The sequence below is a fragment of the Vibrio ouci genome (genome assembly GCF_004551525.1).
Classification (GTDB): Bacteria; Pseudomonadota; Gammaproteobacteria; order Enterobacterales; family Vibrionaceae; genus Vibrio; species Vibrio ouci.
Map to the genome: position 1 here is coordinate 168,870 of NZ_SATR01000004.1, position 26,382 is coordinate 195,251.

Consider the following 26,382-nt stretch of genomic DNA (forward strand, 5'->3'; position numbering starts at 1 on the left):
AAAACGGAAGAAAGACGCCCTTGAGCGTCTTTCTTAAATAATTGTTAGCGGTGCAAATAATGCTTCCTGTCCTTATGCTTCCTGCCTCTATGCTTCTTGGTAATAGCCCGGAACGCGGAACCACTTACGGCACATATCTAGGAAGTAACCGTATAACACGCCCATACCGCAAGATACCACTGCGTTAGAGGTCACTGCCGTAATGATTTGATCGCTTGATGCGCCAACGGTAAACAGAATTGCTGCGTACACAGGTGACTGAAACAGCACGTAAGCCACTAGGTCGGAGATGTTCTTCATTACGCCAGTGTCTGAGATACGAGCGCCTTGGCGTAAAACGTAGTCTCGGAACAAGCCATATGGGAAAGCAATCGCGATGTTGACTGGGATCGAAAGTGTGCGAGACGCTAAAGATTGCTCAAAGGTCATGCCTGAAATAAAGATCTCAATGATCATGCCAGACACAAAGCAGAAAACTACCATCGCAAACGTATCAGCCGCGGCATTACGGATACAAAAAGGCCCAAGAGACTTCATTTTAACTCCAACACAAAAAACTGCACTTTTAAATAAACGACAAAACAAACACCCAAGACCAAGCAAACCAGCCAGTCAATATCGCTATTAAATCATTAAATTTGCAGTTTTAGATTTCAAAGTTAAAACAAAGTGGTAAATAAACAACTATAATCGGTAATAAAGTTAGATATATCCGCTACTTTTTTGATGTGAGCTCAAAAAACCATCAGATTTACGTAAGTTAGTTACAGTAATCTTTTACTTGTACAGTCAGTACGTCTAACTCATCTTGCGGAGGAAAGTTGCCAGCCACTAAATGGTGCTCGATGTTGGCGAGGTTGGCTTCCAATGCAGGAGACTGAATCGCTTCTAGCTGGCGTTGAATTTGGACAAAGCTCTCACGCGCATAGAGTAGATTCTCGTTTTCAATCGCCATAAAGAACATCATCAAAGGTTCCTCTAACTCTATTTCTCCACTATTGTGCGACGAATTCAGTAAATGAGGCTTAAATTGGTAGAGTTGTTCAGAATGACTCAGCAGCGCATCATCAAGCTCGGTTTCATCAACAGGCTTAGAGACGATATAGTTAGCCCCCGCCGTTAGCATGCTCTGCCAAGTATCTTTAAACACATCGGCAGTACAGCCAAGGATCAATACCTTCGATTTTTCACCACTTAAACCGCGAATAACGGCCGTCGCCTCTACCCCATCCATTCCCGGCATGTGGTTGTCCATCAAGACTAGGTCATATTCGCCCGTTCTTATTTCATGAACCGCCAGTTCGCCGTTCTCAACACATTCACACGAGAAGCCTTTATTGGTCATGAAGGTATTTAGGATGATTGAGTTAGTGCGATTATCTTCAACAATAAGCGCTTTTAATCCATGGTAATCGAGCTTCTTGCGCTCTTTATATTCGGCAAAGATCGCTTCACCAATGTCTACCTGCAGTGCAACTTCAAAGCATGACCCTATCCCAACCCCACTGGTCAGTTTAATTTCACCCTCCATTAAATCACACAGTTGCTTGACGATGGCAAGGCCAAGCCCGGTACCACCAAAGCGCCGAGTAGTTGAAGACTCCGCTTGTTCAAAGGGTTTGAAGACTTTTTGTTGGACGGATTTGTCTATCCCTATCCCTGTATCTCGCACTTGGATAATTAAGAAGTTACGGCCGTTTCTGTACTCTTCTTTAAAGCTCACTTCCACGTAGCCACGTGAGGTAAACTTAACCGCGTTGTTGAGCAAGTTGAACAGAATCTGCCTTAACCTTGCTTTGTCACAGCGATACCAACGACTCTCTGGCACTTCAGAATAGACTTTGAACTGTAAGCCTTTTTCAGAACACAGAGTGTAATACACACTGTTGATACTGCCGATGATGGCCTCTAACGGGAATGGCGCTCGCTCTAACTCTAAATGCCCTTGCTCTACTTTAGAGAAATCGAGGATCTCATTGAGCAGCGTCATCATATGTTCGCCCGATTCGTATAAGGTCTTCATATGTTTGCGTTGCTCACTCATTAAGTCACTTTTGAGCAGTATCTGAGCGGTACCGAGTACACCATTCATTGGCGTTCTGATCTCATGTGATAACGTGGCTAAGAAGGCACTTTTGGCTTTGGTTGACGCTTGGGCCTTAACCTTCTCTTCTTCGAGATAAACGGTCTTCTGGTTAAACGAATCAATCAGGTATTTGATCTCATCATTACTGTTGTACTTAAGGTCGATGCTGCCGCCCTCTTTGGACTCCTGCACACTTCTCGCGACAACCACAACGGGAGAGATAAGAAAACGGTTAATCAAGAAGTAGCCAAGCATTACGAACGCCAGCATGAAAGGGACAATCACAGCTTCCACTTTTGAGACCACGTCATAGACTTGTTCGGCTACCAGTCGCTTAGCATTAACGACATCGACGCTCCAATTAAAGTCACCAAAGGTGTTCTTACTGATGTAGATGTTTTCAGCCAGCTGAAAGTTATACTCCGTCACCACATCACCGTAGCCGTCGCGTAGGATCACCCCTAAGTCGTATTCCTCTGCGTGCAGGCGTACAAACTCGATTAGCGATTCAAGAGAGATATCTACCGTCGCCACGCCAGCGAATTCGCCATTACTGTAATAAGGTGACGATGCAGTAATCATTTGCACATGCGTGAACGGGTCTATGTAAACAGGTGACCAAGAAACGGTACCTTGAGGCTGATTCACCACCGAGGTATACCAAGATTCTTTGTTATAGCCGCCGGATGCGGGATTATCCCATGAGTAGACTCTATCCACCTGGCCATCATTGGCTCGGTTGAAAAATAGACTTTTGAACGCACTGCTCTCATCAATGGAATAAGGCACTGGCCATAACCCACCACTGACGGTGATATCGTCGATCAGCAGAAACAGTTGGTGCAGTAGGTAGGCTTGATGCTGTTGTGACTCGTCGGTGCTACCAATACTGACGATGCCCTGCAAAATGCCTAATGATTTATTGAGTGGCTCTTTGATTTGAGTAGAGATGAGTTCGGTGCGTAATTCAAGGTTTCGCTCTAGCTGGGCGCGCGTTGGAGGCTCCACTACCAAATAGTTAATCGTACCGATCAACCCCACCGCCACAGCTAAGTAAATAGCTAAGGCAATGATACTCTTCCTTTTTAGTGACGAGCGTATATCCATAAATCTTTGAATTTTTATCGTTTATTAAAAATTATAGCGAATATATCAATGCAGCAACCTTTTTCTCTTATGTGTTGGCTGTTACCATTGCCTCATCACAAGTCCTGACTGTAATAGGGTGTCTATTTTGACTTTACAACAACTGCTGTCATTGCCAGAGCTAGAAGATAAACTGATTAACGAAGCTAAGACTTACGGTTTCGTCACTGCGATGGCCGCTGCGCCTAATATTCTTCCGCCTGAAGAGTGGCTACCGTTCCTTTGGGGTGGTGAAGAAGTAGCACCATTTAGCGATGGCGAGCAACTCGAAACTTACATTGAGCACATCATTGCACTTTGGAATCAATACCGCCCTGCACTGCTTGATAATACCTGGCAGTGGCCTGAAGGCTGCACACTTGATGAAGAAGATATTGTGACAGCGCAAACTCGTGATTTCTGTGAAGGTCTACTGCAAGGCTGGCAGCTTTCTAGAGACGATTGGGAAACCATCATGCCAGATGGCACAGAAGACAGCGCCCTACTTGGTGGCGTGATTTTGTCTTTGAGCATGCTTTACGATCCAGAAACATCGATTGCGACGCTAGCAGAGCAAGGTATTCAAGGCCTAGAGCAGTTTGAAGAGATCTTCAATGCGATGCCAACCATGCTGTGTGGTCTAACGATGCGCGGTGTAACACTGGCTGAAGCAAACTAAATTCAGCTTGCTAGAGTGAATATAAATGGGGCGAAGTTCGCCCCATTTTTAATACTGCCTTTCTTCACTACCCCTCCTCTCCCTTATCAAAATCGACCCTTATATCACGCAGAAAAATAGGACAAAGCACACCAATAACTCGCAGTGATTTATAGCAAACTTTAGAATTTGTTCTAGATCATTAAAGTGTTCGAAAATGCAATCTTTGGTTTTAAATATTTAAACTTTGATGCGGTTTAAGAAATTAAACTGCACTGATATGTTTTTAGTGATCCTGTTCAAAATTCATTCGCAAATCAGATTCAAAATTCGATATTTGTTGGTGTTTCAAACACTTTTTTACGGTTTACAGAAGTTTACTGCGTATTGCTCAAATACCCCTAAAGGAGTAGCTTGCAATCATTGAGTTCAAAAATGTAAACCGAAATGATGAATGTAAAGCAAGTTCGATTCACCGACGAAGACAGAAAATGTTTAAGCAACTACTTTCGCTTAGCAGACACTATCGCTGATCTGATTGGCCCGTACTGCGAAGTCGTTATTCATTCATTTGAAAGCTTAGAAAATTCAGTCGTGAAGATCGTCAACGGCCATCATACAGGCCGCGAAATTGGTTCGCCGATTACTGATCTTGGTTTACGTATGTGGCGTACATTTGAGAAAACTGGCGAAGTGTCGCCAAAGAGTTACTTCACCAATGCTGCAGATGGTTCACTACTGAAATCGACCACGTGCATTTTGGCAGGCCCAGAGCAAAAGCCAATTGGCATGCTGTGCATCAACATGAACTTATCTTTCCCATTCCCTGAAATCGTCAAGACCTTGATGCCGCACTGTAATGTCTCACAAACCTTAGTCAGTGAGACCTTCAGCAACAACGCCAATGATGTGATTCAACAAGCGTTGAATGCAGCCATCCAAGAAGTCGATCAAGACGAAACGATTTCATCCAAAGGTCGCAACAAAGCCATCATTCGCTGCCTATTTGATAACGGCGTATTCGAGCTAAAAGAGACGACCACACAAGTATCCGAGCAACTTGGGATCAGCCGTCAGGCGGTTTACAAGTTTATCCGTGAATTTAAATCAGAATAAAATTAATAACTTAGGAGTTATATTGTGAAACAGATCATTGCTACTGAGCAAGCCCCAGCCGCTATCGGCCCTTACTCTCAAGGTACGAGTTACGGCGACATGGTTTACACGTCAGGTCAACTTCCATTGGTTCCAGAAACCATGCAGTTTGTTGAAGGCGGCATCCAAGAGCAAGCTCGTCAGTCTCTAGAGAATTTGAAAGCGGTTCTAGAAGCAAGCGGTGCTGGCCTAGACACCGTATTGAAGACAACATGCTTCCTATCGGATATGGAAAACTTCGTCGCATTTAACGAAGTGTACACAGAGGTATTTGGTACCGAAAACGCACCAGCTCGCTCTTGTGTTGAAGCTGCAAGACTACCAAAAGACGCACTGGTTGAAGTTGAAGCCATTGCATTCAAAAAATAACCGACTTTCGGACATAAATGGGTATCAATAGGAGATTCTCATGAGCGTTTCATTTATTGGATTGAGCATCCTGTTCTTTGGGTTCTACGCGTTACTCGCGAACTTCAAAAAACAAAAGAAGAGCTTTAACTTCCGCGTACTAAGCGCGCTGGCTGCTGGTTTGTTATTCGGTGGCGCAATTCAGCTGGTATTCGGCGTAGGCAACGTTGCAACGTCAGGCTTTGCTGAACTGATTTCTGTGTTCGGTAAAGGCTACATCAAGCTTCTACAAATGATCGTAATCCCACTCGTCTTTGTGGCGATGATCTCTTCGATCATGAACGTAGAAGGTGGCGGCGCGCTATCACGCATCGCACCAAAAATCATCGGTATTCTACTTTTCACTTGTGCTATCTCTGCAGCTGTGGGCATCGCAAGTATTTACCTATTCGGTATCGATGCAAACGCGCTAGTAAGCACAATTGGTACTAACAGTGCTATCGAAGCACGTGGTGACTCTCTGATTGCAACACAAGATGCGATGGCGAGCAGCGGTCTATCAGGCATGGCGCTGTCTATCATCCCAACTAACATCTTCGACATGCTAACGGGTTCTCAACGTACATCAACACTATCAACCGTATTGTTCGGTATGTTCCTTGGCTACTGTATCCTACAAGTGAAAAACCGTAAGCCTGAGAAAGTGCAAAACTTCGTTGATTTCATCAACTCTGCTAAAGAAGTTGTACTGTCTATGGTTCGTGAGATCCTCAAGCTGACGCCTTACGGTGTATTTGCTCTGATGACGACGTTCATGATGACTAACGATTTGTTCGCACTAGCAGAAATGGGGCGCTTCCTACTAGCAAGCTACGTGGCAATCGGTGTAATGTTCGCTATCCACTTCGTGATGGTGTCTATGTTCGGTCTGTCTCCTGCTCGATTCATGAAGAAAATCTGGCCAGTGCTCGTGTTCGGCTTCGGTTCTCGCTCAAGTATGGCGGCAATCCCACTCAACGTTGAAACTCAAACTCAACGTCTAGGTGTGGACGAAGAAACGGCAAACATGTCAGCGACATTCGGTACCAGTATCGGTCAGAACGGTTGTGCAGGTATCTACCCAGCAATGCTCGCTATCATGGCGGCGCAAGTGATGGGTATGCCAGTTGACTTAGGTTTCATCGTACAACTGATTGCGGTTATCGCGATTGCTTCATTCGGTATCGCAGGTGTTGGTGGCGGTGCAACGTTTGCAGCAGTAGCGGTACTGACCATCATGGGTCTAGACATTACCGTGGTAGCGATTCTGGTTTCTATCGAAGCTCTTATCGATATGGCACGTACCGCGCTTAACATCTCTGGCTCTATGTTGTCAGGCGTGCTAACCGCGAAGAAGAATGGCTCATTGAACACTGAGCAATACAACGCTGATGTGACTGCAACAGTAACAAAAGAAGCAGCAGTGTAATTTCCAAACTTAATAAAGAGCACCCAACGCGGGTGCTCTCCGTTTTTCCTGAGTTCAGGTTATTTAGGTAATAAATATGAAAGTTGTTGTCGTAGGCGGTAGCGCTGCAGGTATGAGTTTCGCAGCGAAATACAAACGTAATCAGCCATCAGATGAAGTGATTGTGCTGGATAAGCGCGATTACATCTCGTTCGGTGCGTGTGGTTTACCTTACTTTGCTGGTGGCATGTTTGATGACACCGAGCGCATGATTTCTCGCACGCCAGAACAAGCGATTAAGTCGGGCTTAGACGTTCGCATTGAAACGGAAATGGTCGCTCTAGACCGCGCTGAAAAGCAGATCACGGTTCGCCAGCAAAACGAAGAAAGCACGATTGATTACGATATGTTGGTTATTGCCACCGGTGCACGCCCAATCGTTCCTTCATTTGGCGAGTTCAACCCAGAGCACGTATACACGCTAACCAGCATGGAAGATGGCTTGGCAGTAAAAAAAGCGCTTAAGGACAGCAACAAACAACGCGTGTGCGTGATTGGCGGTGGCTTTATCGGACTTGAAGTGTTTGATGCCGCACATCTACTAGGTAAACACGTCACCATCATCGAGCGTGAACAACACGTGATGAGCCGTCAGTTCAGCCCAGAGATGATCGAGGTGGTAGAAGGCGCGATTCGTGAATCGGGTGCGGAGCTTCAAACCGGTTGTAGCGTAGCAGCGATTCGCGACGCAGAGCATGGCGGTTATATCGTAGAAACCGACAACGGCAATGTAGAAGCAGACGTGGTGATCATGTCACTTGGCTTTAAACCAAACACGGAATCATTCGAACTACCAAAGGCAGCTAACGGCGCATTGCTCGTAGACGAGTTTGGCGCAACAGAAGACGCTAATATTTACGCTGTTGGCGACTGTACGGTAGTTCACCATATGGCGCTTGGCAAATCTGTGTATGTTCCACTTGCAACTACCGCCAACAAACAAGCGCGTATGATGGCGGATAAGCTTGCAGGTAAAGACACGTACATGAGTGGCTTCTTGGGTTCGTCTTGTTTAAAAGTGCTGGACTACGAATTGGCATGTACTGGCGTATCGGAATTGCTCGCCAAAGAGCATGGGTTGGATGTGAAGGTTTCAACCATTTCTGATAAAAACCAAACCGATTACTACCCAGGCCAAGAAGACATTAAAGTGAAGCTGGTGTACCACCCAGAAACCAAGGTTCTACTTGGCGGTGAAATCGTCGGTAAGAAAGGTGCAGTCGGCCGAATCAACGCTCTCGCTGTTGCTATCACCGCGAAAATGACGACGCAGCAGCTAGGCTATATGGATTTTTGCTACGCACCACCATTTGCACGTACATGGGATGCACTCAACGTTGCAGGTAACGTGGCAAAATAGCGTTATTGACCAATATTCAAAGGGGGCTTACGAGCCCCCTATTGGTTTTAGTTGTCCTTGTTTAATACCGTCCAATCAAACGATTCAATTCGCTCATCGGCAATATAAAACAGTTTACTACCCGCTATCACTTCTCGTTCTAGCTCCGGGTTAAGTTCAATTCCATTACCAATATCAAGCGCAATCAATGTGGCTTGATACTCTTTCTTCATATAATGAAATGCGGCTTCAACCGTGATTCTATTTAAGCTTTCTGGATATATCGTCGAATACTGAGTCATACCGCGAGTCGATGCCAATAGCTCTTGGTGCAGCGCGCTTGAACCTGGGTCCACGGCTGCTTTAGCTAACATTTCAGCCCCTACCGCAGGAATACACTCGGCATTTGGGCAATGCTGGTTAAGCAGGTTACTCAGCGCTTCGTCTTTGAAATAAGCCAGCAAGTGCGCCTTAGGGTTAATGTTGGCACTGTATAACGCAGCAGAGAGCGTAATGTCATCTTCGAGGTTATCCACCACTATGCAGCTCGCTTTATCAATCGCCGCTTTTTCCATCTCTTGGGCATCGGTGTAGCTGTTGACCTTTACGAAGCCTATTTGACCAGGTAGCGGGTTTTCAATATCTGAGCGGCTACATAACACGATCGGGCGTTTGCCCTCTTCTTCGTGTTGCAGCATGCGAATCAAATGCATTGTACGTTGACCGTTCCAACCTAATAGCAATATGTGATTTTCCACACCAACTCTCCGTTTACCTAATATTCCTGCGCGCCAGTACTCGACCGCGCCTGTTGCTAAGCGACCAATTAATGCCGCAAAAAGGGTCAAACCACCCGGGATAATAAATAAGATCACCACCCACTTACCTGCCGCAGTCTCTGGAGAGTGATCCCCATAGCCAACCGTTGAGGCTGTTACCATCAAGAAGTAAACAAAAGTAGATAGGTCATGGGTAAGTGAATGCTCACCACTTAGGGTTAATAACCCCCAAGAGAGCGCAATATAGGCAAGAACCAAAAAGGCCAGATTGCGATTGCTGAGGTTAAATAAATGGGAGTTCAGCCACTTTTTAAATGATAGCCAAAGAGTCATAACACTCCTTAATGAAACACTGTGGTTGTATTTAAGCCTAACCACAAACATAAAAAACCAGCCAAGTGCGGCTGGTTTTAAGAACTGTGATAACTCTCTATTTATGCATTGCCTTTGACTTGCATATTTAGCTGTTCTGCGAAATCTAACATTCGGTTCAGCGGGATAAGAGACTTAACGCGTAATGCTTCATCAACGAAGATTTCGTGCTCTGCACCACCTTCACGAAGCGCTGCTTCAATCGCTTTCAGGCCATTCATCGCCATCCACGGACAGTGTGCACAGCTACGACAGGTTGCACCTGCACCGGCTGTCGGCGCTTCGATAAGCTCTTTCTCTGGCACTAATTGCTGCATCTTAAAGAAGATACCTTTGTCAGTCGCGACAATCATCTGCTGATGCGGTAGCTCTTTAGCAGCTTTAATTAACTGGCTTGTTGAACCCACTGCGTCTGCAAGTTCTACAACACTTGCTGGTGACTCTGGGTGAACAAGGATAGCCGCGTCTGGGTAGACAGACTTCATCTTGCGTAGAGCGTCAGCTGAGAACTCATCGTGAACGATACACTCGCCTTGCCACAGCAGCATGTCTGCGCCAGTTTTATTTGAGATGTATGAACCTAGGTGGCGGTCAGGACCCCAAATAATGGGTTTATCTTCAGCGTCTAGGTGCTCAACAATTTCAAGAGCGATACTTGATGTTACCACCCAGTCAGCACGTGCTTTAACAGCTGCTGAAGTATTGGCGTACACAACAACGGTATGGTCAGGGTGCGCGTCACAGAACTCAGAGAACTTGTCAGCTGGGCAACCTAGATCAAGCGAACACTCTGCTTCAAGCGTTGGCATTAAGATGCGTTTCTCAGGCGTTAGGATCTTGGCTGATTCACCCATAAAACGTACACCACCGATGATCAGTGTGCTTGCTGGGTGACGGTTACCAAACTTGGCCATTTCAAGAGAATCGCCAACAAAACCGCCTGTCTCTTCAGCCAGTGCTTGAATTTCAGGATCGGTATAGTAATGGGCGATCAAAACCGCGTCTTTCTCTTTCAGAAGCTTTTTAATATTGGCGGTATACGCTTGTTTTTCTTCTTCTGATAGTGGGACTGGTTTTGGTGGGAATGGGTAAACTGTCTCGATTGTATCTAATATGTGGCTCATTGCTCTTGCGCTACGCTACTTCCAGTAATCCGAGTATTGTAACCTCAACGACTGAGTAGATTCCAGTTTCGAGTCAAATTAGATATAGAACAAAAAGGAGCATCAAATGCTCCTTTTAGATTTTGCCAAAGTATCTTGGCTATAAACGCTCTTGGGCCAGTTTGGCCGATGCGCTATTTGGATACTCATCAACCACTTGTTGATAGTACTTCTTCGCTTGCTGTGCGTTGTTGTTACGCTGAGCGATGTCGCCAAGCTTAACTAGCGCATCAGCACGCTTGTTTGAATCTTTGTAAGACACTACAGCAGCGAAGCTCTTCACCGCATCTTTATCTTGCTTCTTAGCGAAATAAAGCTGACCTAACCAGTAATGAGAGTTAGGCGTGAAGGTCGAATCTGGGTAGTCCTTTTGGAACTGTTGGAATGAAGCAATCGCACCAGTGTAATCACGCTTTTTCAGAATCAAATCAACAGAATTTTGGTAAGCGGTTTGCTCATCAACATTAGAGCTGAATGTGCCACCGGTTTGCTTCTCTGGTGTTTTGGTTTCTGTTTGAGCTGCAGGCGTTGATGCTTGGCTACGTACTTTGTCCAGTTCAATGAACAATTCACGTTGGCGCTTCAACATTTGCTGCATGTCGTAAGTGCTTTTCTCTAGTTGTCCGCGTAGGTCGCTGATCTCTAGAGCCATATCGTCTAACTGCTGCTGCATTTGCAACTGTACACGATTACGGTTTTCCAATAGGCGCTCTAAGCGCTGGACATCAGACTCGTTACCACGAACTGACGATGAAGAAGTGGCAGTGTTGCTACCGCTTAGATCGGATACTGGAGCTGGTGCAGCGAGCACATTGCCCGCTGCACTTGCCAGTAACGTAAGCGTAACAACGCGCTTAAGGTTACTGAACATAGGCTAATCCCTTGATTAGTATACTAGAACTGCGCGGCGGTTCTTAGCGTATACATCTTCAGATTGACCTAGAAGAAGTGGTTTCTCTTCACCGTAGCTAACGATAGAGATTTGATCAGCTTGAACACCTAGCGCTTGTAGGTACTTAGCAACTGCGTTAGCACGACGCTCACCTAGTGCGATGTTGTACTCAGGAGTACCACGCTCGTCCGCGTGACCTTCGATAGTCACTTCAAGAGCTGGGTTTTTGCTTAGGTATGCAGCGTGTGCAGCTAGCATTGCTTCGTAGTCACCCGCGATAGTCGCGTTGTCGAAAGCGAAGTAGATAGTTTGAGTTTCGCGTAGTGCTTGCTCTTTTAGCTCTTGCTCAGTTAGTTGACCGTTTGCATCAATTGGAGATACAGCCGTGTTGTTGTCAACTACTTGAGTTTGGTTAGTTTCAGTTGAACCAGACGCGTTTGCTGCATCGTCGCTTGAACTACATGCTGTAACTGCTAGAACTGGCAGCGCAATTAGAAGCCCTTTAAGAACCTTGTTAAGTTGCATTGTTGTCTTTTCCTTTATTGTAATTGTTTACTCGTTACAAGAACGGTGACCATGCTGGTGCACGAACACGTCCATTAGTGACGGGTAATCTTGCTTTAAAGCGCCCATCAATGGACACCATTGAAAGCACGTTAGATTTATTATAAGTAGAGCTATAAATAACCATTCCGCCGTTTGGCGCAATGCTTGGTGATTCATCAAGCAGTGTCTTGGTAAGTGTCTGCATTGCACCCGTTTCGAGATCAAGCTTCGCGAGATTGAAACCAGAATTGCTGCGATTAACCATGACTAAGAAACGGCCGTCAGGTGTGATTTGACCACCTAAGTTCTGGCTACCTTGCCAAGTAAGACGGTTAGTCGCGCCATTCGCCAAATCTACTTGATAAATTTGCGGTTTTCCACCCCGATCCGACGTAAAGACTAGAGATTTGCCATCGGGATGCCAAAACGGTTCAGTATTGTTCGATCGTCCACGGGTAATTTGCGTCAGCTTACGAGTATTTAGGTCCAGAGTATAAACCTGCAGGCTACCTGTTTTAGACAGAACCAATGCAAGCTTACTGCCATCAGGCGAGAATCTTGGCGCACCATTATGACGCGGGTATGACGATATCTTTTCACGCTCACCAGTGTAGATGTTCATGATAAAGATTTCCGCCTGACCGTTTTGGAAGCTGACATAAGCCAGCTTCTTGCCGTCAGGAGACCACGCAGGTGACATCAGTGGCTGCTTAGAACGCAGCACTAGGCGCTCATTGTAACCATCGTAATCAGACACACGTAGCTGGTACGGGAACTGATCTTTGTCACTTACGACCACATAAGCGATACGAGTTAGGAATGCGCCCTTCTCGCCTGTTAACGCTTCATAAACCAAATCAGAGATACGGTGTGCGTACTCTCTTAAACGCTTGCCCGGTACGGTCGCACGCTTATTGAAGATAACGTGATCTTTCGACAGCACAAGCTGACCATCGTCGCTCAGTGCTTTACTTTGACCTTGAGTTAATTGGCCGCGAACCACATCAACCAGTTGGTAGTTGATAACATAGTCGCCTTCGGCGTTTTGACTGATAGAGCCAGTCACTAACGCATCAACACCTAAACCAGTCCAAGCACCAAAATCGACTTCTGATTCATTGTATGGCGTTTGCGGCATTTTGCTGGTTGCAACAGGGCTGAATTTACCACTGCGCTGAAGGTCTGAGGCAATCACCTTAGAGACGTCTTCAGGAAGTTTAGTGTTGCCTTCCCACTTAAATGGGACGATAGCGATCGGGCGGGCCGAATCGATACCATCTGTAATCACCAGTTCCAACGCCGCATTCGCGGTTTGGAATACACTCATCACAGTGAGCACATATCCTATTATTAGTCGCTTTAACACAAGCAATTCCTTATAAATCAGGTACTACAGTTAGGTTAATATTCTTAATCTTGCTGACCACATCTGGGTCTTTAGGCAATGGAAAGCTGTTTACTTGCGCGACGGCACGCTTAGTCGCAGCGCACAATCGGCTATCACCATCTAATACCGAAAGATTGCCGACAATCGCGTCTGCTCCGGTTGGAATAAGACGCAAGTTAACTCGGCATGACTTTCCCCTAAAGCTGTCCTCCAACAATAAGTTCTGTTGGATGAGCTGGGTATAGATCGCGCCATATCTATCTGCTTCACTGCTCACATGACTTGAGCGCGCTGATGTGTTCGCCTCAGATTCCGACTCAAGACCGGTAAAGATGTCGTTCAATGCCGCTTCTTGCTCTTTGCGTTCACGTTCAAGACGCTCTAAACGTTCTTTCTCTTTACGAGCTTTTTCAGCCGCTTCTTTGGCCGCTTTTTCTTTCGCTATGCGTTCTTTCTCGGCTTTTTCTGCCGCTTCACGTTCACGCTTGGCTTTTTCTTCCGCGGCTTTAGCAGCCTTTTCACGTTCAATGCGCTGTTGCTCAGCTTTAGCAATCGCCGCTTCTTTGGCTAGACGCTCCTGCTCCGCTTTCTTGACCGCTTGTTCTTTGGCTTTACGTTCGGCTTCTAATTTCGCTGCTCGCTCTTTTTCTTTCTTAGCGCGCTGCTCTTCAGCCTTGCGTTCTTTCTCTTTCGCTACTCGTTGCTTCTCTGCTTCACGAGCGGCTTTCGCCTCTTTCACTTGCTGTTCTTTCAGCTTGCGAATACGTTCTTCTTCCGCCTTACGATTTTTTTCTAGCTGCTCGCTTTCACGACGCAGTTTATCGAGCCTTTCTTGCTCTTTCTTGGCGGCTTGTTCGCGCTGGCTACGAATTTGCTGCGCTTGTTCGCGAACCATTGCTGGATCAATCACTACCGCTTGCACCATACGCCCGACGGGTTCAGGTTTCGACATGGTAAAGTCGGTTCCCCAAATCAAGGTGACGATCAAGAGCGCATGCAAAGAAGCAGATATCACTATCGGCTTCTTATAATCGCTTTTTCTGCTTTTTTTCTCTTTCATGAACGACGAACGCTATTCCTTTATGTCTGTCAGTAGCCCTACTTTAGGAATACCCGCACGACTAAGTTCATCCAATACCAACACCACTTCCGCATACGGAGTTGCGGCATCACCGCCCACGGCGACTGGTGAATCAGGCTTGAGCGAGAGCTCAGCTTTTACTCGAACTATGATGTCTTGGAGCGAAACGCCACGCATCATGTCTTCATCATTGACACTCAGACCTAGATTTCCATCTCTGTCGATTTCAACAATAATAAAGCTTGCGTCACTGTCACCCGCCATATCTTGTGCTGAGACTGCCGTTTCCGTAGCAGGCAACTCGACTTCAACCCCTTGCGTGACAAACGGGGATGTCACCATAAAAATGATCAACAGAACCAACATAACGTCGATATAAGGAACCACGTTGATTTCTGCAGTCATTTTGCGTTTTTTAGGTTGGTAACCTGCCATGAAAACTATTCCTTACCCGTCGCGTCACGACCGGCCATAGCTTGGCGGTGCAAAATACTATGAAACTCTTCAGAGAAAGTCGCATAGTTGTGTTCTAGTTTACCGACTTTATTACTTAGACGGTTGTAAGCCATTACAGCCGGGATTGCTGCGAAAAGGCCCATTGCCGTCGCGACAAGTGCTTCTGCGATACCAGGCGCAACCATAGCCAGTGTAGCTTGCTTAACTTCACCAAGAGCAATAAAGGCATGCATGATGCCCCAAACCGTACCAAATAGGCCGATATACGGGCTGATAGAACCAACAGTTGCTAGGAATGGAAGATTCGTTTCAAGTTCATCGACTTCACGCGCAACGGAAACACGCATCGCTCGGCCAGTGCCTTCCATAATAAAGTCAGGTGAATCAGCGTTCGACTTACGAAGACGGGCAAACTCAGTAAAGCCTGAGTAGAAAATCTCTTCTGTGCCAGCCAGGTCGTCTTTACGTTTTTTTGCATTTTGGTACAAGATAGATAGATCCGTTCCTGACCAGAATTTGTCTTCAAACGCTTCTGCATCTTTCGATGCTTGGGAAAGCACTTTGCTGCGCTTGATGATCATCGCCCAAGATACGATAGACATACCCAAAAGAATCAGCATAACCATTTTTACCAGCAGGCTTGCTTGTAAGAATAGGTCTAGCATCGAAATATCAGCGTTCACTGTTTGTAAGCTCCATAACGATTGATTGAGGCATAGCTTTTGGCCTCATTTTTATATTATCGATACATGCTACCTTAACCTTTGCCTTACACAATATCGCCCCGTCAGGATTAACGATCTCCTGACAGAATGTGAGAGAAGCTTTCTTTAGGTCAGAGATAGATGTTTTTACTACAAGATGATCGTCAAGACGCGCACCCTGCAAAAAATCAATATCCATGTGTCGGACTACAAAACCGATGTTTTGTTCCAATAGAGTTTGTTGCGAAACACCAATGGTGCGAAGTAGCTCGGTACGCGCTCGCTCAAAAAATTTAAGATAGTTTGAGTGATAGACAACGCCACCAGCATCGGTATCTTCATAATAGACAGTGACTGGCCACTCAAAAATTGCTGCTTGTTCCTGCACTTGGATATCCGAATTATTGGTTTAGGCGAATACTATAACGCAACTCCTTGCTATTTGTGCAACGCTCATTTGGATGTTTTCAAAGCTTGAAACAAAAAAAAGCGCGACTCGTGTAAGAGTCGCGCTTTTTTTATACGAAATGAGCAGAGTTTGCCCTAGCATTCTAGAAAAGGCGAAGTACCGTTAGGTAGATTAGAATCGCCAATGAGAAGTAAGGACTGAAAAGAACCTGCCAATACCAATTGCGCGGCTTAAAGCCAATGCCAAACACCATGCTTGAGCAAATTGCCCAAATCAGCAGTGGTGAAATAACCGCATTGAAGCCACCAATAGAATTAGAATAGAGCTCAGGATCCCACATCACCATAGCAACATGGTAGAAACCAAGCACTAGCGATAAGACTCTAAACAGAGCCTTATCAACAGGCACGTGTAGCTTAGCTACCTGCTCAGCGAGATTACTCACTGTCTTTGTCCATCATTTCTGAATGCTCTAACCAAAGAGCGTTGATGATGCCGAATGCACAAGCTAGCAATACACCCAGAATCCATGCGAAATACCACATATCTATTGCTCCTTAGTAAGCTGAAACGTCGTTGTCTTCGATGTGTTTCTTATCTAGACGACCGAACATTTTGTAGTATGTCCACGTCGTGTAACCAAGAATCACAGGAACCATTACCGCTGCAACTGCAGTCATTAGACCCAGTGTTAGCTCACTTGCCGTTGAATCCCACATTGTTAGGCTGTGGTTTGGCATTAGGCTAGAAGGCATAATGAATGGGAACATTGCAAAACCTGCTGTCAAGATAACACCCGCGTTAGCAAGACTTGAGAATAGGAATGCAAAGCCACCACGCTCAATGCGAGAAGCGAACGCTGCTAGAAGTGGCATTACCACACCTAATGCAGGCGCTGCCCATAGCGCTGGGTACGTTTCGAAGTTTGTCATCCAAGCGCCTGCTTGAACGGCCACTTCTTTGTTCAGTGGGTTTGAATCAGCGAATGTGTCGATTGTGCTAGTGATAACATAACCATCAATTGACTGAACCCAGAAACCACCTACTACAAACAATGCCACTGCGATCAAACCAGTGATTTGTGCAACACCGCGAGCACGAACATGTAGCGCTTCAGTTGTCTTCATTTGTAGCCAAGTTGCGCCCTGAAGAACGAACAACATTAGGCTTAGCACACCACATAGCAGAGCAAATGGGTTAAGCAGAGCGAAGAAGGTACCTTTGTACTGAGACATTAGCAGATCGTTTAGCTCAAATGGTACACCTTGAAGTAGGTTACCAAACGCCACACCAAAGATGATTGGTGGTACTGTGCCGCTAAAGCAAAGTGCGTAGTCCCAAGCTTTACGCCATTTTGGATCTTCGATCTTTGAACGGTAATCAAGAGCAAGTGGACGTAGCCAAAGTGCAGCTAGAGTCACGTACATTGCTAGGTAGAAACCAGAGAACGACGTTGCGTAGACCAATGGCCACGCCGCAAATAGCGCACCACCAGCTGTGATTAGCCAAACTTGGTTGCCATCCCAGTGAGGGGCAATCGTGTTTAGCATAATACGACGTTCAGTGTCGCTTTTACCGATAACCGGTGAAAGAGACGCGACACCCATGTCAAAACCATCTGTTACAGCGAAGCCTACCAGCAGTACACCGATTAGGACCCACCAAATAAGTCGTAAGATTTCGTAATCAAACATAATATTCCCTCACTTATACTTCGACTGAACGGCCGACTTTGTCTTCAACAGAGTTAGCTTCTTGTTCGAAGTGGTAGCGACCTGTTTTCAGGCTACTTGGACCTTTACGTGCAAACTTCAGCATTAGGTAAACTTCAGCAATTAAGAACACTGTGTACAGTGCGATAATTGCAAATAGTGAAGTCCATAACTGACCGACCGTCAGCGCAGAAGCGGCTACGTGCGTCGGTAGGATCTCACCTACTGCCCATGGTTGACGCCCGAACTCGGCTACAAACCAACCTGCTTCGATCGCAATCCAAGGTAATGGGATACTGAACAGCGCAGCTTTAAGAATCCAAGGTTTCTGTTCGATCTTCTGACGACATGTTTGAACAAATGCCGCGCCGAATACGAATAGCATGATGAAGCCACACACAACCATGATACGGAATGAGAAGAATAGCGGCCAAACTGTTGGGATTGAATCATCCGCAGCGGCTTGGATTTGCTCTTCTGTTGCATCAACAACATTCTCTGTGTAGCGCTTAAGAAGAAGGCCGTAACCTAGGTCACCTTTCACTTCATCGAAAGCAGCTTTGTTTTCTTCAGACTTGTCGCCTGCGCGAAGCTTTTCAAGTAGCTCGTACGCGTACATACCAGTACGAACACGCTCAACGTGGTCCTCACGAAGATCACGTAGACCTGTCACCTGCTCATCAAATGAACGCGTCGCAATAATACCCATTACATAAGGGATCTTAATTGCGTAGTCAGTGTTCATTGTTTCTTGGTTTGGTAGACCGAACAGGGTAAATGCAGCTGGTGCTGGTTCTGTGTGCCATTCTGCTTCAATTGCAGCAAGCTTCACTTTCTGTACTTCACCTAACTCGTAACCAGATTCATCACCTAGCACGATTACAGAAAGAATCGCAGCCATACCGAAAGAAGCAGCAATTGCGAATGAACGACGAGCGAATGCGATGTCACGACCTTTTAGTAGGTAGTATGAACTGATGCCTAGAACGAACATTGCGCCTGTCGTGTAGCCTGATGCTACGGTATGGACGAATTTAACCTGAGCTACTGGGTTTAGTACCACTTCAGCAAAGCTCACCATTTCCATACGCATGGTTTCGAAGTTAAATTCTGCGCCAACTGGGTTTTGCATCCAGCCGTTTGCAACAAGAATCCATAGTGCTGAGAAGTTAGAGCCAAGAGCAACCAACCATGTCACCACTAGGTGCTGACGTTTCGATAGACGATCCCAGCCAAAGAAGAATAGACCTACGAAGGTAGACTCTAAGAAGAAGGCAACAAGGGCTTCAATCGCCAAAGGCGCACCGAAAATATCACCTACGTAATGCGAATAGTATGACCAGTTAGTACCAAACTGGAATTCCATGGTTAGGCCGGTCGCCACACCAAGTGCAAAGTTAATACCGAAAAGCTTACCCCAGAACTTGGTCATGTCCTTATAGATTTGCTTGTCCGTCATTACGTACAAAGATTCCATAATGGCAAGTAGGAATGCCATACCTAGAGTCAAAGGTACGAAGAGGAAGTGATACATCGCAGTCAGTGCAAACTGCAACCGCGATAGATCAACAACATCGATCATGATTACTCCTATGTGTCGGCTGAAGACACTTTCTTACATCTATGCCAGCATAAATAGTCGTTATTCAATATTTAGATTTGTTATTAAATAACGTCATACTGTTGCAAAAATGTACCGTAACGGTTAGTTAATTGTTAAGCATCAGCTAATATAGCTGGCGCTAATATTACTGGTAAAAACAGGTTGTTTCAAAAGGTTTATAGGCAGAGTTCGCTTTGATTTGTATCAACTTTTGTGCGGCATTCCTGTTTAGAATTTCATCAACTTGATCTGTATCAACCAAAATAAGCCCCTTTTGTTACGTACGAGTTATACAGCAGCCCCCGATCACTATTTATGCAAAACAACAACTTAACAAGTCACTCAACCCCGTTACCTATTAAGTAGTAAATAATTATTATCACTGTGAACTTGATCACTAAACAAAAAAGCCTGCTATTTTTAGCAGGCTTCTGAAAACTTATTTTTCAATTCCGAAATGAAGGTAGGCTCGGTCGGTTGCAATCCGCCCTCTCGGCGTACGTTGCAAATAGCCTTGTTGGATAAGATAGGGTTCAAGGACATCTTCAATGGTGTCTTTTTCCTCACCGATGGCTGCAGCCATATTATCAAGGCCAACCGGTCCACCGCCAAACTTCTCCATAATCGCCAGAAGCAGCTTTCTGTCCATGTAGTCGAAACCTTGTGCATCGACATCAAGCATGTTGAGCGCTTTATCGGCAACATCGGCACAAATATGGCCATTGCCCTTCACTTCTGCGTAATCACGAACGCGGCGCAGCAATCGGTTAGCGATACGCGGCGTACCACGTGCTCGTCTTGCCACTTCTAACGCCCCTTCTGACTCCATCGATAAACCTAGGCAGTCGGCACTACGTTGTACAATGTTTTGTAGGTCGGGGATCTTGTAGTACTCCAGCCGTTGAGTAATACCAAATCGGTCACGCAGTGGTGAGGTCAATGAACCCGCACGTGTGGTTGCACCAATTAACGTAAATGGCGGTAAATCGATTTTGATTGAACGGGCAGCCGGACCTTCACCAATCATGATATCAAGCTGGTAGTCTTCCATTGCTGGATACAGCACCTCTTCAACCATTGGACTAAGACGGTGAATTTCGTCGATGAAGAGCACGTCGTTTTCTTCAAGGTTAGTCAGCAATGCAGCAAGGTCACCTGCTTTTTCAAGCACTGGGCCCGACGTAGTGCGGATGTTCACGTCCATTTCATTGGCAACAATATTGGCCAACGTCGTTTTACCCAGACCAGGTGGACCGAATATCAGCAAATGATCGAGTGCTTCATTACGCAACTGAGCCGCTTTGATGAAGATCTCCATCTGACCACGCACATGATCTTGGCCTTTATAGTCTTCAAGCTTTTTCGGACGAATCGCGCGATCGATAACATCTTCTTCTTTATATACTGTATTGTCTGGCGCAATTAAGCGATCCGCTTCAATCATGACTTATGCCTTTTATACCATCGACTTTAATGCTTCACGGATAAGCTGCTCGCTACTCATATCCGCTTTCTTAACTTGTGAAACGACTTTAGATGCTTGTGTTGGCTTGTAACCAAGGGCAAGCAGTGCACTGATCGCTTCTTCTTCGGCACTTTCTTGTGTCGCCTGCGGCGCTGAGTCTACCGGTGCTGCGTCAGTAAACGGAGTAAATAGATCGCCTGCGCCCCACCCTTTCAGTCTGTCTTTCATTTCAACCACAAGGCGCTCGGCAGTCTTCTTACCTACGCCCGGCAACTTGACTAGCGTCGAAACATCTTCACGTTCAACACTTGCAACAAATTGGCTCGCCGTCATTCCAGAAAGAATACCTAAGCCTAGTTTAGGCCCAACACCATTGGCTTTGATTACTTCTCTAAATAGCGCGCGCTCTTTCACAGTATTGAAACCGTATAACAGCTGCGCATCTTCGCGAACCACGAAATGAGTATAGATAATCGCTTCTTCACCGATGTTTGGTAGCTCATAAAAACAGCTCATTGGCATCTGTACTTCATAGCCAATACCGTTAACTTCGATAAGCAGTTCAGGTGGTTGTTTCTCAATTAGAATGCCGCGTAGACGTCCAATCACGGTTAATACTCTTTTGAAATGAATTTGCGACAGGATAATAAAGAACTGGATAGACATCCAGTCCTTTGTAATTTGAAAAGGGATTTTTGAGCGGAATAATCCAAAGAGTGAAACGCGGTTTAGCGGTAGCGGCCTCTTCGCGCGCCTGTTGCTTTACCTGCAAGCGCAACTAAGGTTTTATTGGTATTGGCATGACATATCGCGACACCTAGAGCATCAGCGGCATCCGCTTGCGGCCTAGCCGGCAACTTGAGCATTTGCTGCACCATGTGCTGTACCTGCTCTTTGTCTGCCCCGCCCGTCCCAGTCACGGCTTGCTTAATTAATCTTGCCGCGTATTCAGAAACGGGTAAGTCTGCATTCACCGCAGCAACAATCGCACTGCCCCTCGCCTGCCCTAGCTTTAACGCAGAGTCGGCATTGCGCGCCATAAAGACTTGTTCAATCGCAAACACATCTGGCTGAAACTGAGTAATGATCTCTGAAACGCCGGCATAAATCTGCTTTAAACGGCCCGGCAGTTCCTTTTCAGAGGTTCGAATACACCCACTGCCTAGATATTGTAAATGACGACCCGTTTGGCGAATCACTCCATAGCCTGTAATCCGAGAGCCCGGATCGATCCCAAGTATAATTGTCATCAGGTTCTTTATTGTCGCTAGTTTCTGAGCGCCATTTTAGTCCACGCTGTGCGCTATGGCGAGGTAATTATCGCTCTGCTGGCTAAACCTGACTCCAATGCCACTTCATAAACCTGCGTTGGCTCCGGTGTCAGCTTTTCCCCGCTCCAGTAATCATACCAATAAACAGGGTAATCAGCGGTAAGCGTTACCTCGCGGGCCGATTGGTGATAATTAAACAAACAATGTAGGTCATTACGCTCGGTCAGCGGTAAGAATGCATGGTGAAGATTCAACGCAGTAAAGCGCGCCGATTCTTGGTTGTGTTTCTGCCTTAGCGCCAATTTTTTGAGCGACTTTTTCGCAAATGGCGTCAACTCTAGCAGCGGGTCTCCGGATAACAGCATTCCCCCACAGGCAAGTAGCACGTCACGGTGAAACTCATAATGGTGACGATCGGTTGCTTGGTTGGCTAAAGAAACAAAAGTGGCGCAATCAGGGTCAATTTGCCAAAGCTTGCGATGTTGCCAGCTACGGTAAAAGGTTTCTTTGGCAATCTGTTCAAAGCGGCTACCACAGCGCTCTACATCATCAGACACGCGCATAGCGTCAACCAAACCAAGGGACGGCCACATCGGCGCATTACAGCCTAAGATCAACGCATCACCTGCACCTTTGGCGATAGCCTGCATACCAATTCGGTACGCTTCTACGCCTGTCACGCCAGATACGCTTCGAACACCTTTTAAAGCGCCCCAGTAATTGGCATCGAGCTTAAACAGTTCAACTCCCCACTCTTCACGCATGGTCTTAACCACGTGAGTCAGGTGTTCTTGAACGTCGATATTGGTGGTATCTAAAATGTACCAAGGCGTGCAGCGCCAGCCCGCGTAGGTGATGTCTTCTGCTTTGAGCAAACTGCCATCAGCGTGGCGCACAAACCAATCAGGGTGCTGCTTAAATATTTCAGACTCAGGTTGAGCAATGAAAGGCGCCATCCATATCGCCGGCTTTTTGCCTCGGGATTTAATTTCAGTCACCACCGACTTAATCCCTGAAGGAAACTTATCAGAAGGCGTCAGCCAATCGCCCATAAAGGCTTGGTAACCATCATCGAGCAAGGCGTAATCAAACTGCTTTAAGTTTGCTGCCATATACTCAACATTATCTTCAATGTTGCGCTCAGTAACCTCTGCGTAGTAAGCGTACCAAGAGCACCAACCTAATGGCGCTGACTGTTTAACGCCTAGGCGAACTGAGTGCTGAGCATGAATATAGCCACTAAATTCACTGTAGAGTTCGGATAACGACTCACCGCGCAATACCACCACTGATTCTAACTGGCTCGTTGCCCAATCTTGTGGATGAGTATTTTCTCCATCGATATAGGCATTTACCTGTAACTTGCCATCTTTGTCACTAATGGTGAAATAGCCAGCGAAACGATGACAAGAGGTAAAGCCGAACAACGCGTAGCCAAGGGAATCTTCAACCACTAGATAGTTGTAATATCGCTTAGGGTCTTGAGATGAGTAGATGCGATAACTTGAGTTGTTATCTGGGCAGCGACCAATATCAATTGGTAAATCACAGGTACCTGTTGTTTGAGCCAACATTTGGAAACCATCGCCTAATAATGTTGCTTGCCTTTCAAAATCAAACTCAGTCTGAAACAGTAAGTAATGATCATTGATGGACGGATTCGATAACCCTCGGTAAGAAAACGTTGCCTCATTCTTAAAAACAGCCACTCCTAGATCACTATTGGTAACCAGCAATCTGCGTTCATTCTCTAACTCAATACTTCTCACAATAAAGCACTCAACCACTTGATGATTACTCAATTAGAGCACTGCGCATGGTTATTGTCTATTTGCTCAGCACCGCACTTTTTTACCAAGCTCACGTTTTTAAAATCAATATGAGAAGCAAAATGAGAATAATCTAAGGGTGTCCAGTAAGTTGATGAAAACTGGGGACTTAAATTTGGTACGTACATTGCTGATTCAATACAAATACCTTTGCAAGGAAGTGCGATGAAACGTTTAGAGAAACCCATTATCGTGATAGGTCCAGGACGAACTGGCTCAACCATTATATCGGAAATTGTGTTTGCTCATCACGAGCTCGGTGGTCCTACGAACTACTCAGAATGGCAGCCAAAACTTCCTTGGCTTTCCGCCTTAACACGGCTCAGCAACAATGATTTGTGGTGGATTTCGGGAGAAAAAGCTCAACAACAGAAAACAAGATTTCTAAATAACTATGTACCTAGACCTGCTGAAGCGTGGAGTTTATGGCAAAACATGACACGCAGCGATATCGATTTTAGTCGCGATTTTTTGCTCTACAAACGCGCTTCTGAAACAGAAAAACAGACAATCCGCCATACGTTCGATGCCATGCTCAAGCTGCAAGGAAAACAACGCCTCGCCTTGAAACTGACAGGACCCGCTCGGCTTGAATATCTACACAGTATTTTCCCAGATGCTTATTTCATTAATATTGTCCGAGAGCCGACAGCAACCGTGACTTCTTTATTAAATACTCCATTTTGGCAACAGCAAGGCGCAAAGCAGTTATGGTGGCATGGTGCCTATTCAAAGAAAGAGCTCAATACTTATAACGCTATCGCTCGAAACCCTGTCGCGGGAACGGCATTCCAGCTAAATAAGATTTTGACGACGACAAAAGAAGAACAGGCACGAGTCAAAGCGAACATGCTGACCATTCATTATGAACAGTTTCTCAGCAACCCTAAATATGCCATTCATTCGATCATGTCGTTTTGTCATTTAAGTAATGATCAACGAATAGACCAGAAACTAGAACAAACGGGGTTCTCCAACCGCCAATTAACCAATCAACTCGAATCGACGTCCAGAGAGACCATTGAGCGCTGGTGCCCGGCAAAACTCGCCTGCTAGAAACGAAAAAGCCCTCCATCTCCGGAGGGCAAAAAAGGCAGTGGATTATTGCGCAAAGCATCCTGCTTTAAAAATATACGGCCCGCTATGCAGGCCGTTATTTACAGAGCCAAAAGGCTATTAGAAGTCGTAAGCTAGCTTGAAGAATGCTGCTAGATCATCGCTGCCGTTGTCGTCAGTTAGATCAACTTTGAAGTCTACAAGTGCTGATGTCTTTTTAGTGAACTGGTAAGTTGCACCGAAGTTAACCCACTCAGTATCTGCTTCAGAAGAAACGTATGCTTCTTGGTTCGCGTAACCCGCTGCTAGGTATAGTTTGTCCATTGTGTAGCCAACAGATGTGCTAACAAGTAGAGAGTCTTGACCAGCGAAGTTTTCGTGTTGAGCAACGTTAGCACCTACAGCGAAATCACCGAAGTAAGCCACACCGTTTACTAGCATGATTTGCTCGATGCCGTCTTTGCTGTTGTCTTCGTCGTTGTTTTCGTAACCAGCGTTAACTTGGAAGCTGTCGTTTTGGAAGCCAACGTAACCGTTGAAGCCTTTTTGGCCTTCAGAGTTTGCTTCACGGTCGCCGTAGTAAGATACACCGTATTTGAAGCCTTCTTTGATACCTTCAAACTTAACCACTTGGTTAACGTCAGAAGCATCAGATGCTGATGCACCGTATTCAACTGTTAGGTCAGCTGCGCCGTCTACTGCGTCTAGAGCAGAGTCCGCTGCGTAACCGATAGAAGCGACACCGAAAGCTGTTTTGTAACCAACCCATGCGTCGATTACAGAGAAAGATGCATCCATTGAAGAGTAGTTGTCAGCTAGATCGAATTCACCTGCGAATTGGCCTAGTACGTTACCTTTTTGGTAGTTAAGGAAAAGGTCAAAGCCTGTAACGTCATAGTTGTGGAATTCACGGTCTTCGCCTTTGTCGTTTTTACGACCTTCTAGGTACTCACCACCAACAGCCACTTGACCACCAACAGAGAACTCTTCACCAGAAAGGATCAGGTCAATGATTGATTCACGAGCACGTTCTGAAACGTCTTGGTTTACGTCTGCTGCAATTGCAGAACCAGCAACAAGTGAAAGAGCTACTGCTAATACTGTCTTTTTCATTTTTATTTGTTCCTATAAATTTTTATTTATGAGCGCCAGTTCCACCGGCTTACCCTGGCTGCAGAAATTATTCTCACAACCAATAATTGACAAATAAAACGATCAAAAAATAGATAAGAAGCAAACCAAGAAAGAGCGGCAAATTTCTAAAAAGCACGCACAAGCGAACAAATAACAACCAAAAACCATCAAATAAAGTGAATGAAATCACACCGTTTCCGTTAAATTCATAAAAACACCTAAAACCACTTAGTGTTTACAGATAGCAAAAAAAGTTCATTCATTTTCTTAATAAATGAGATTTAACTAAAAATCTTTGACTTTAT

Annotated in this window: 26 protein-coding genes; 6 read left to right on the forward strand and 20 right to left on the reverse strand. The window is 45.7% G+C overall.

Annotated elements, in window-relative coordinates; all coding sequences use genetic code 11:
- Positions 1–87: 87 nt before the first annotated feature.
- Together ELS82_RS04810 and ELS82_RS04815 are read right to left on the reverse strand one after the other, a co-directional pair.
- Positions 88–537 carry an L-alanine exporter AlaE gene (locus ELS82_RS04810; RefSeq protein ID WP_134834447.1) on the reverse strand — a complete coding sequence of 150 codons (450 nt, stop codon included), beginning with the start codon at positions 535–537 and terminating at the stop codon, positions 88–90.
- 223 nt (positions 538–760) lie between these two features.
- Positions 761–3,193 carry a hybrid sensor histidine kinase/response regulator gene (locus ELS82_RS04815; protein ID WP_134834448.1) on the reverse strand — a complete coding sequence of 811 codons (2,433 nt, stop codon included), beginning with the start codon at positions 3,191–3,193 and terminating at the stop codon, positions 761–763.
- A gap of 127 nt (positions 3,194–3,320) precedes the next feature.
- On the opposite strand from ELS82_RS04815, the gene ELS82_RS04820 reads away from it, so the two are divergent.
- From ELS82_RS04820 to ELS82_RS04840, 5 genes are all read left to right on the forward strand, one after another.
- Positions 3,321–3,890: a UPF0149 family protein gene (locus ELS82_RS04820; RefSeq protein ID WP_134834449.1), complete on the forward strand. Its 570-nt coding sequence runs from the start codon at positions 3,321–3,323 to the stop codon at positions 3,888–3,890.
- A 426-nt stretch (positions 3,891–4,316) separates the two neighbouring features.
- Positions 4,317–4,985 (forward strand): helix-turn-helix transcriptional regulator, encoded by a 669-nt coding sequence (locus ELS82_RS04825; protein ID WP_134834450.1) that lies wholly within the window; start codon positions 4,317–4,319, stop codon positions 4,983–4,985.
- A 24-nt stretch (positions 4,986–5,009) separates the two neighbouring features.
- The gene (locus ELS82_RS04830; RefSeq protein ID WP_134834451.1) at positions 5,010–5,393 is read left to right on the forward strand and encodes a RidA family protein; all 384 of its coding nucleotides are present in this window, start codon (positions 5,010–5,012) and stop codon (positions 5,391–5,393) included.
- Positions 5,394–5,433: 40 nt separating this feature from the next.
- Complete coding sequence (locus ELS82_RS04835) at positions 5,434–6,840, forward strand: cation:dicarboxylate symporter family transporter (protein WP_134834452.1); 1,407 nt, start codon at positions 5,434–5,436, stop codon at positions 6,838–6,840.
- Between the two features lie 76 nt (positions 6,841–6,916).
- The gene (locus tag ELS82_RS04840; RefSeq protein WP_134834453.1) at positions 6,917–8,239 is read left to right on the forward strand and encodes a CoA-disulfide reductase; all 1,323 of its coding nucleotides are present in this window, start codon (positions 6,917–6,919) and stop codon (positions 8,237–8,239) included.
- Positions 8,240–8,286: 47 nt separating this feature from the next.
- On the opposite strand, the gene ELS82_RS04845 is transcribed toward ELS82_RS04840, so the two are convergent.
- The 17 genes from ELS82_RS04845 to ELS82_RS04925 all read right to left on the reverse strand — a co-directional run bounded on the left by ELS82_RS04845 (position 8,287) and on the right by ELS82_RS04925 (position 23,830).
- On the reverse strand, positions 8,287–9,330 hold the full coding sequence (locus ELS82_RS04845; protein ID WP_134834454.1) for a potassium channel family protein: 1,044 nt from the start codon (positions 9,328–9,330) through the stop codon (positions 8,287–8,289).
- A gap of 101 nt (positions 9,331–9,431) precedes the next feature.
- Positions 9,432–10,493: a quinolinate synthase NadA gene (gene nadA / locus ELS82_RS04850; protein ID WP_053438524.1), complete on the reverse strand. Its 1,062-nt coding sequence runs from the start codon at positions 10,491–10,493 to the stop codon at positions 9,432–9,434.
- 139 nt (positions 10,494–10,632) lie between these two features.
- On the reverse strand, positions 10,633–11,403 hold the full coding sequence (gene ybgF / locus ELS82_RS04855) for a tol-pal system protein YbgF (protein WP_134834455.1): 771 nt from the start codon (positions 11,401–11,403) through the stop codon (positions 10,633–10,635).
- A 15-nt stretch (positions 11,404–11,418) separates the two neighbouring features.
- Positions 11,419–11,949: a peptidoglycan-associated lipoprotein Pal gene (gene pal, locus ELS82_RS04860; protein ID WP_134834456.1), complete on the reverse strand. Its 531-nt coding sequence runs from the start codon at positions 11,947–11,949 to the stop codon at positions 11,419–11,421.
- Between the two features lie 34 nt (positions 11,950–11,983).
- Positions 11,984–13,297 carry a Tol-Pal system beta propeller repeat protein TolB gene (gene tolB / locus ELS82_RS04865; RefSeq protein ID WP_370447442.1) on the reverse strand — a complete coding sequence of 438 codons (1,314 nt, stop codon included), beginning with the start codon at positions 13,295–13,297 and terminating at the stop codon, positions 11,984–11,986.
- A gap of 49 nt (positions 13,298–13,346) precedes the next feature.
- Positions 13,347–14,417, reverse strand: coding sequence for a cell envelope integrity protein TolA (tolA, locus tag ELS82_RS04870; protein WP_134834458.1), 1,071 nt, complete (start codon positions 14,415–14,417; stop codon positions 13,347–13,349).
- Between the two features lie 12 nt (positions 14,418–14,429).
- Positions 14,430–14,873 (reverse strand): ExbD/TolR family protein, encoded by a 444-nt coding sequence (locus tag ELS82_RS04875; RefSeq protein WP_134834459.1) that lies wholly within the window; start codon positions 14,871–14,873, stop codon positions 14,430–14,432.
- Positions 14,874–14,878: 5 nt separating this feature from the next.
- A complete protein-coding gene (gene tolQ, locus ELS82_RS04880) occupies positions 14,879–15,577 on the reverse strand; it encodes a protein TolQ (RefSeq protein WP_134834460.1) in 699 nt (232 codons plus the stop codon).
- On the reverse strand, positions 15,567–15,986 hold the full coding sequence (gene ybgC, locus ELS82_RS04885; RefSeq protein WP_134834461.1) for a tol-pal system-associated acyl-CoA thioesterase: 420 nt from the start codon (positions 15,984–15,986) through the stop codon (positions 15,567–15,569). The genes tolQ and ybgC overlap by 11 nt, the downstream gene beginning before the upstream one ends.
- Before the next feature lie 163 nt (positions 15,987–16,149).
- Positions 16,150–16,452, reverse strand: coding sequence for a cyd operon protein YbgE (gene ybgE, locus ELS82_RS04890; protein ID WP_134834462.1), 303 nt, complete (start codon positions 16,450–16,452; stop codon positions 16,150–16,152).
- Positions 16,445–16,552: a cytochrome bd-I oxidase subunit CydX gene (gene cydX, locus ELS82_RS04895; protein WP_000270284.1), complete on the reverse strand. Its 108-nt coding sequence runs from the start codon at positions 16,550–16,552 to the stop codon at positions 16,445–16,447. Before cydX ends, ybgE begins: the two co-directional genes overlap by 8 nt.
- A gap of 12 nt (positions 16,553–16,564) precedes the next feature.
- Complete coding sequence (gene cydB / locus ELS82_RS04900; protein WP_134834463.1) at positions 16,565–17,701, reverse strand: cytochrome d ubiquinol oxidase subunit II; 1,137 nt, start codon at positions 17,699–17,701, stop codon at positions 16,565–16,567.
- Positions 17,702–17,714: 13 nt separating this feature from the next.
- A complete protein-coding gene (gene cydA, locus ELS82_RS04905) occupies positions 17,715–19,301 on the reverse strand; it encodes a cytochrome ubiquinol oxidase subunit I (protein ID WP_134834464.1) in 1,587 nt (528 codons plus the stop codon).
- Between the two features lie 460 nt (positions 19,302–19,761).
- Entirely contained in the window at positions 19,762–20,766 is a 1,005-nt protein-coding gene (ruvB, locus tag ELS82_RS04910; RefSeq protein ID WP_053438515.1) for a Holliday junction branch migration DNA helicase RuvB, read from the reverse strand.
- A 12-nt stretch (positions 20,767–20,778) separates the two neighbouring features.
- A complete protein-coding gene (ruvA, locus tag ELS82_RS04915; protein WP_134834485.1) occupies positions 20,779–21,396 on the reverse strand; it encodes a Holliday junction branch migration protein RuvA in 618 nt (205 codons plus the stop codon).
- 119 nt (positions 21,397–21,515) lie between these two features.
- Entirely contained in the window at positions 21,516–22,037 is a 522-nt protein-coding gene (gene ruvC / locus ELS82_RS04920; RefSeq protein ID WP_004413431.1) for a crossover junction endodeoxyribonuclease RuvC, read from the reverse strand.
- 53 nt (positions 22,038–22,090) lie between these two features.
- Entirely contained in the window at positions 22,091–23,830 is a 1,740-nt protein-coding gene (locus tag ELS82_RS04925; protein WP_134834486.1) for a glycoside hydrolase family 36 protein, read from the reverse strand.
- Between the two features lie 222 nt (positions 23,831–24,052).
- Between ELS82_RS04925 and ELS82_RS04930 the strand changes: the two genes are divergently transcribed.
- Positions 24,053–24,943, forward strand: coding sequence for a sulfotransferase (locus ELS82_RS04930; protein WP_134834465.1), 891 nt, complete (start codon positions 24,053–24,055; stop codon positions 24,941–24,943).
- A gap of 120 nt (positions 24,944–25,063) precedes the next feature.
- Here ELS82_RS04930 and ELS82_RS04935 read toward each other — a convergent pair whose 3' ends face one another.
- The gene (locus ELS82_RS04935) at positions 25,064–26,056 is read right to left on the reverse strand and encodes a porin (protein WP_134834466.1); all 993 of its coding nucleotides are present in this window, start codon (positions 26,054–26,056) and stop codon (positions 25,064–25,066) included.
- Positions 26,057–26,382 lie beyond the last annotated feature (326 nt).

What these genes read in the sequence shown, in the direction of transcription:
- ELS82_RS04810 (WP_134834447.1), bottom strand. Translation starts at nt 537, where the DNA reads ATGAAGTCTCTTGGGCCTTTTTGTATCCGTAATGCCGCGGCTGATACG.
- ELS82_RS04815 (WP_134834448.1), bottom strand. Translation starts at nt 3,193, where the DNA reads ATGGATATACGCTCGTCACTAAAAAGGAAGAGTATCATTGCCTTAGCT.
- ELS82_RS04825 (WP_134834450.1), top strand. Translation starts at nt 4,317, where the DNA reads ATGATGAATGTAAAGCAAGTTCGATTCACCGACGAAGACAGAAAATGT.
- ELS82_RS04835 (WP_134834452.1), top strand. Translation starts at nt 5,434, where the DNA reads ATGAGCGTTTCATTTATTGGATTGAGCATCCTGTTCTTTGGGTTCTAC.
- ELS82_RS04840 (WP_134834453.1), top strand. Translation starts at nt 6,917, where the DNA reads ATGAAAGTTGTTGTCGTAGGCGGTAGCGCTGCAGGTATGAGTTTCGCA.
- ELS82_RS04845 (WP_134834454.1), bottom strand. Translation starts at nt 9,330, where the DNA reads ATGACTCTTTGGCTATCATTTAAAAAGTGGCTGAACTCCCATTTATTT.
- nadA (WP_053438524.1), bottom strand. Translation starts at nt 10,493, where the DNA reads ATGAGCCACATATTAGATACAATCGAGACAGTTTACCCATTCCCACCA.
- ybgF (WP_134834455.1), bottom strand. Translation starts at nt 11,403, where the DNA reads ATGTTCAGTAACCTTAAGCGCGTTGTTACGCTTACGTTACTGGCAAGT.
- pal (WP_134834456.1), bottom strand. Translation starts at nt 11,949, where the DNA reads ATGCAACTTAACAAGGTTCTTAAAGGGCTTCTAATTGCGCTGCCAGTT.
- tolB (WP_370447442.1), bottom strand. Translation starts at nt 13,297, where the DNA reads ATGAGTGTATTCCAAACCGCGAATGCGGCGTTGGAACTGGTGATTACA.
- tolA (WP_134834458.1), bottom strand. Translation starts at nt 14,417, where the DNA reads ATGAAAGAGAAAAAAAGCAGAAAAAGCGATTATAAGAAGCCGATAGTG.
- ELS82_RS04875 (WP_134834459.1), bottom strand. Translation starts at nt 14,873, where the DNA reads ATGGCAGGTTACCAACCTAAAAAACGCAAAATGACTGCAGAAATCAAC.
- cydX (WP_000270284.1), bottom strand. Translation starts at nt 16,552, where the DNA reads ATGTGGTATTTCGCATGGATTCTGGGTGTATTGCTAGCTTGTGCATTC.
- cydB (WP_134834463.1), bottom strand. Translation starts at nt 17,701, where the DNA reads ATGTTTGATTACGAAATCTTACGACTTATTTGGTGGGTCCTAATCGGT.
- cydA (WP_134834464.1), bottom strand. Translation starts at nt 19,301, where the DNA reads ATGATCGATGTTGTTGATCTATCGCGGTTGCAGTTTGCACTGACTGCG.
- ruvB (WP_053438515.1), bottom strand. Translation starts at nt 20,766, where the DNA reads ATGATTGAAGCGGATCGCTTAATTGCGCCAGACAATACAGTATATAAA.
- ruvC (WP_004413431.1), bottom strand. Translation starts at nt 22,037, where the DNA reads ATGACAATTATACTTGGGATCGATCCGGGCTCTCGGATTACAGGCTAT.
- ELS82_RS04930 (WP_134834465.1), top strand. Translation starts at nt 24,053, where the DNA reads ATGAAACGTTTAGAGAAACCCATTATCGTGATAGGTCCAGGACGAACT.
- ELS82_RS04935 (WP_134834466.1), bottom strand. Translation starts at nt 26,056, where the DNA reads ATGAAAAAGACAGTATTAGCAGTAGCTCTTTCACTTGTTGCTGGTTCT.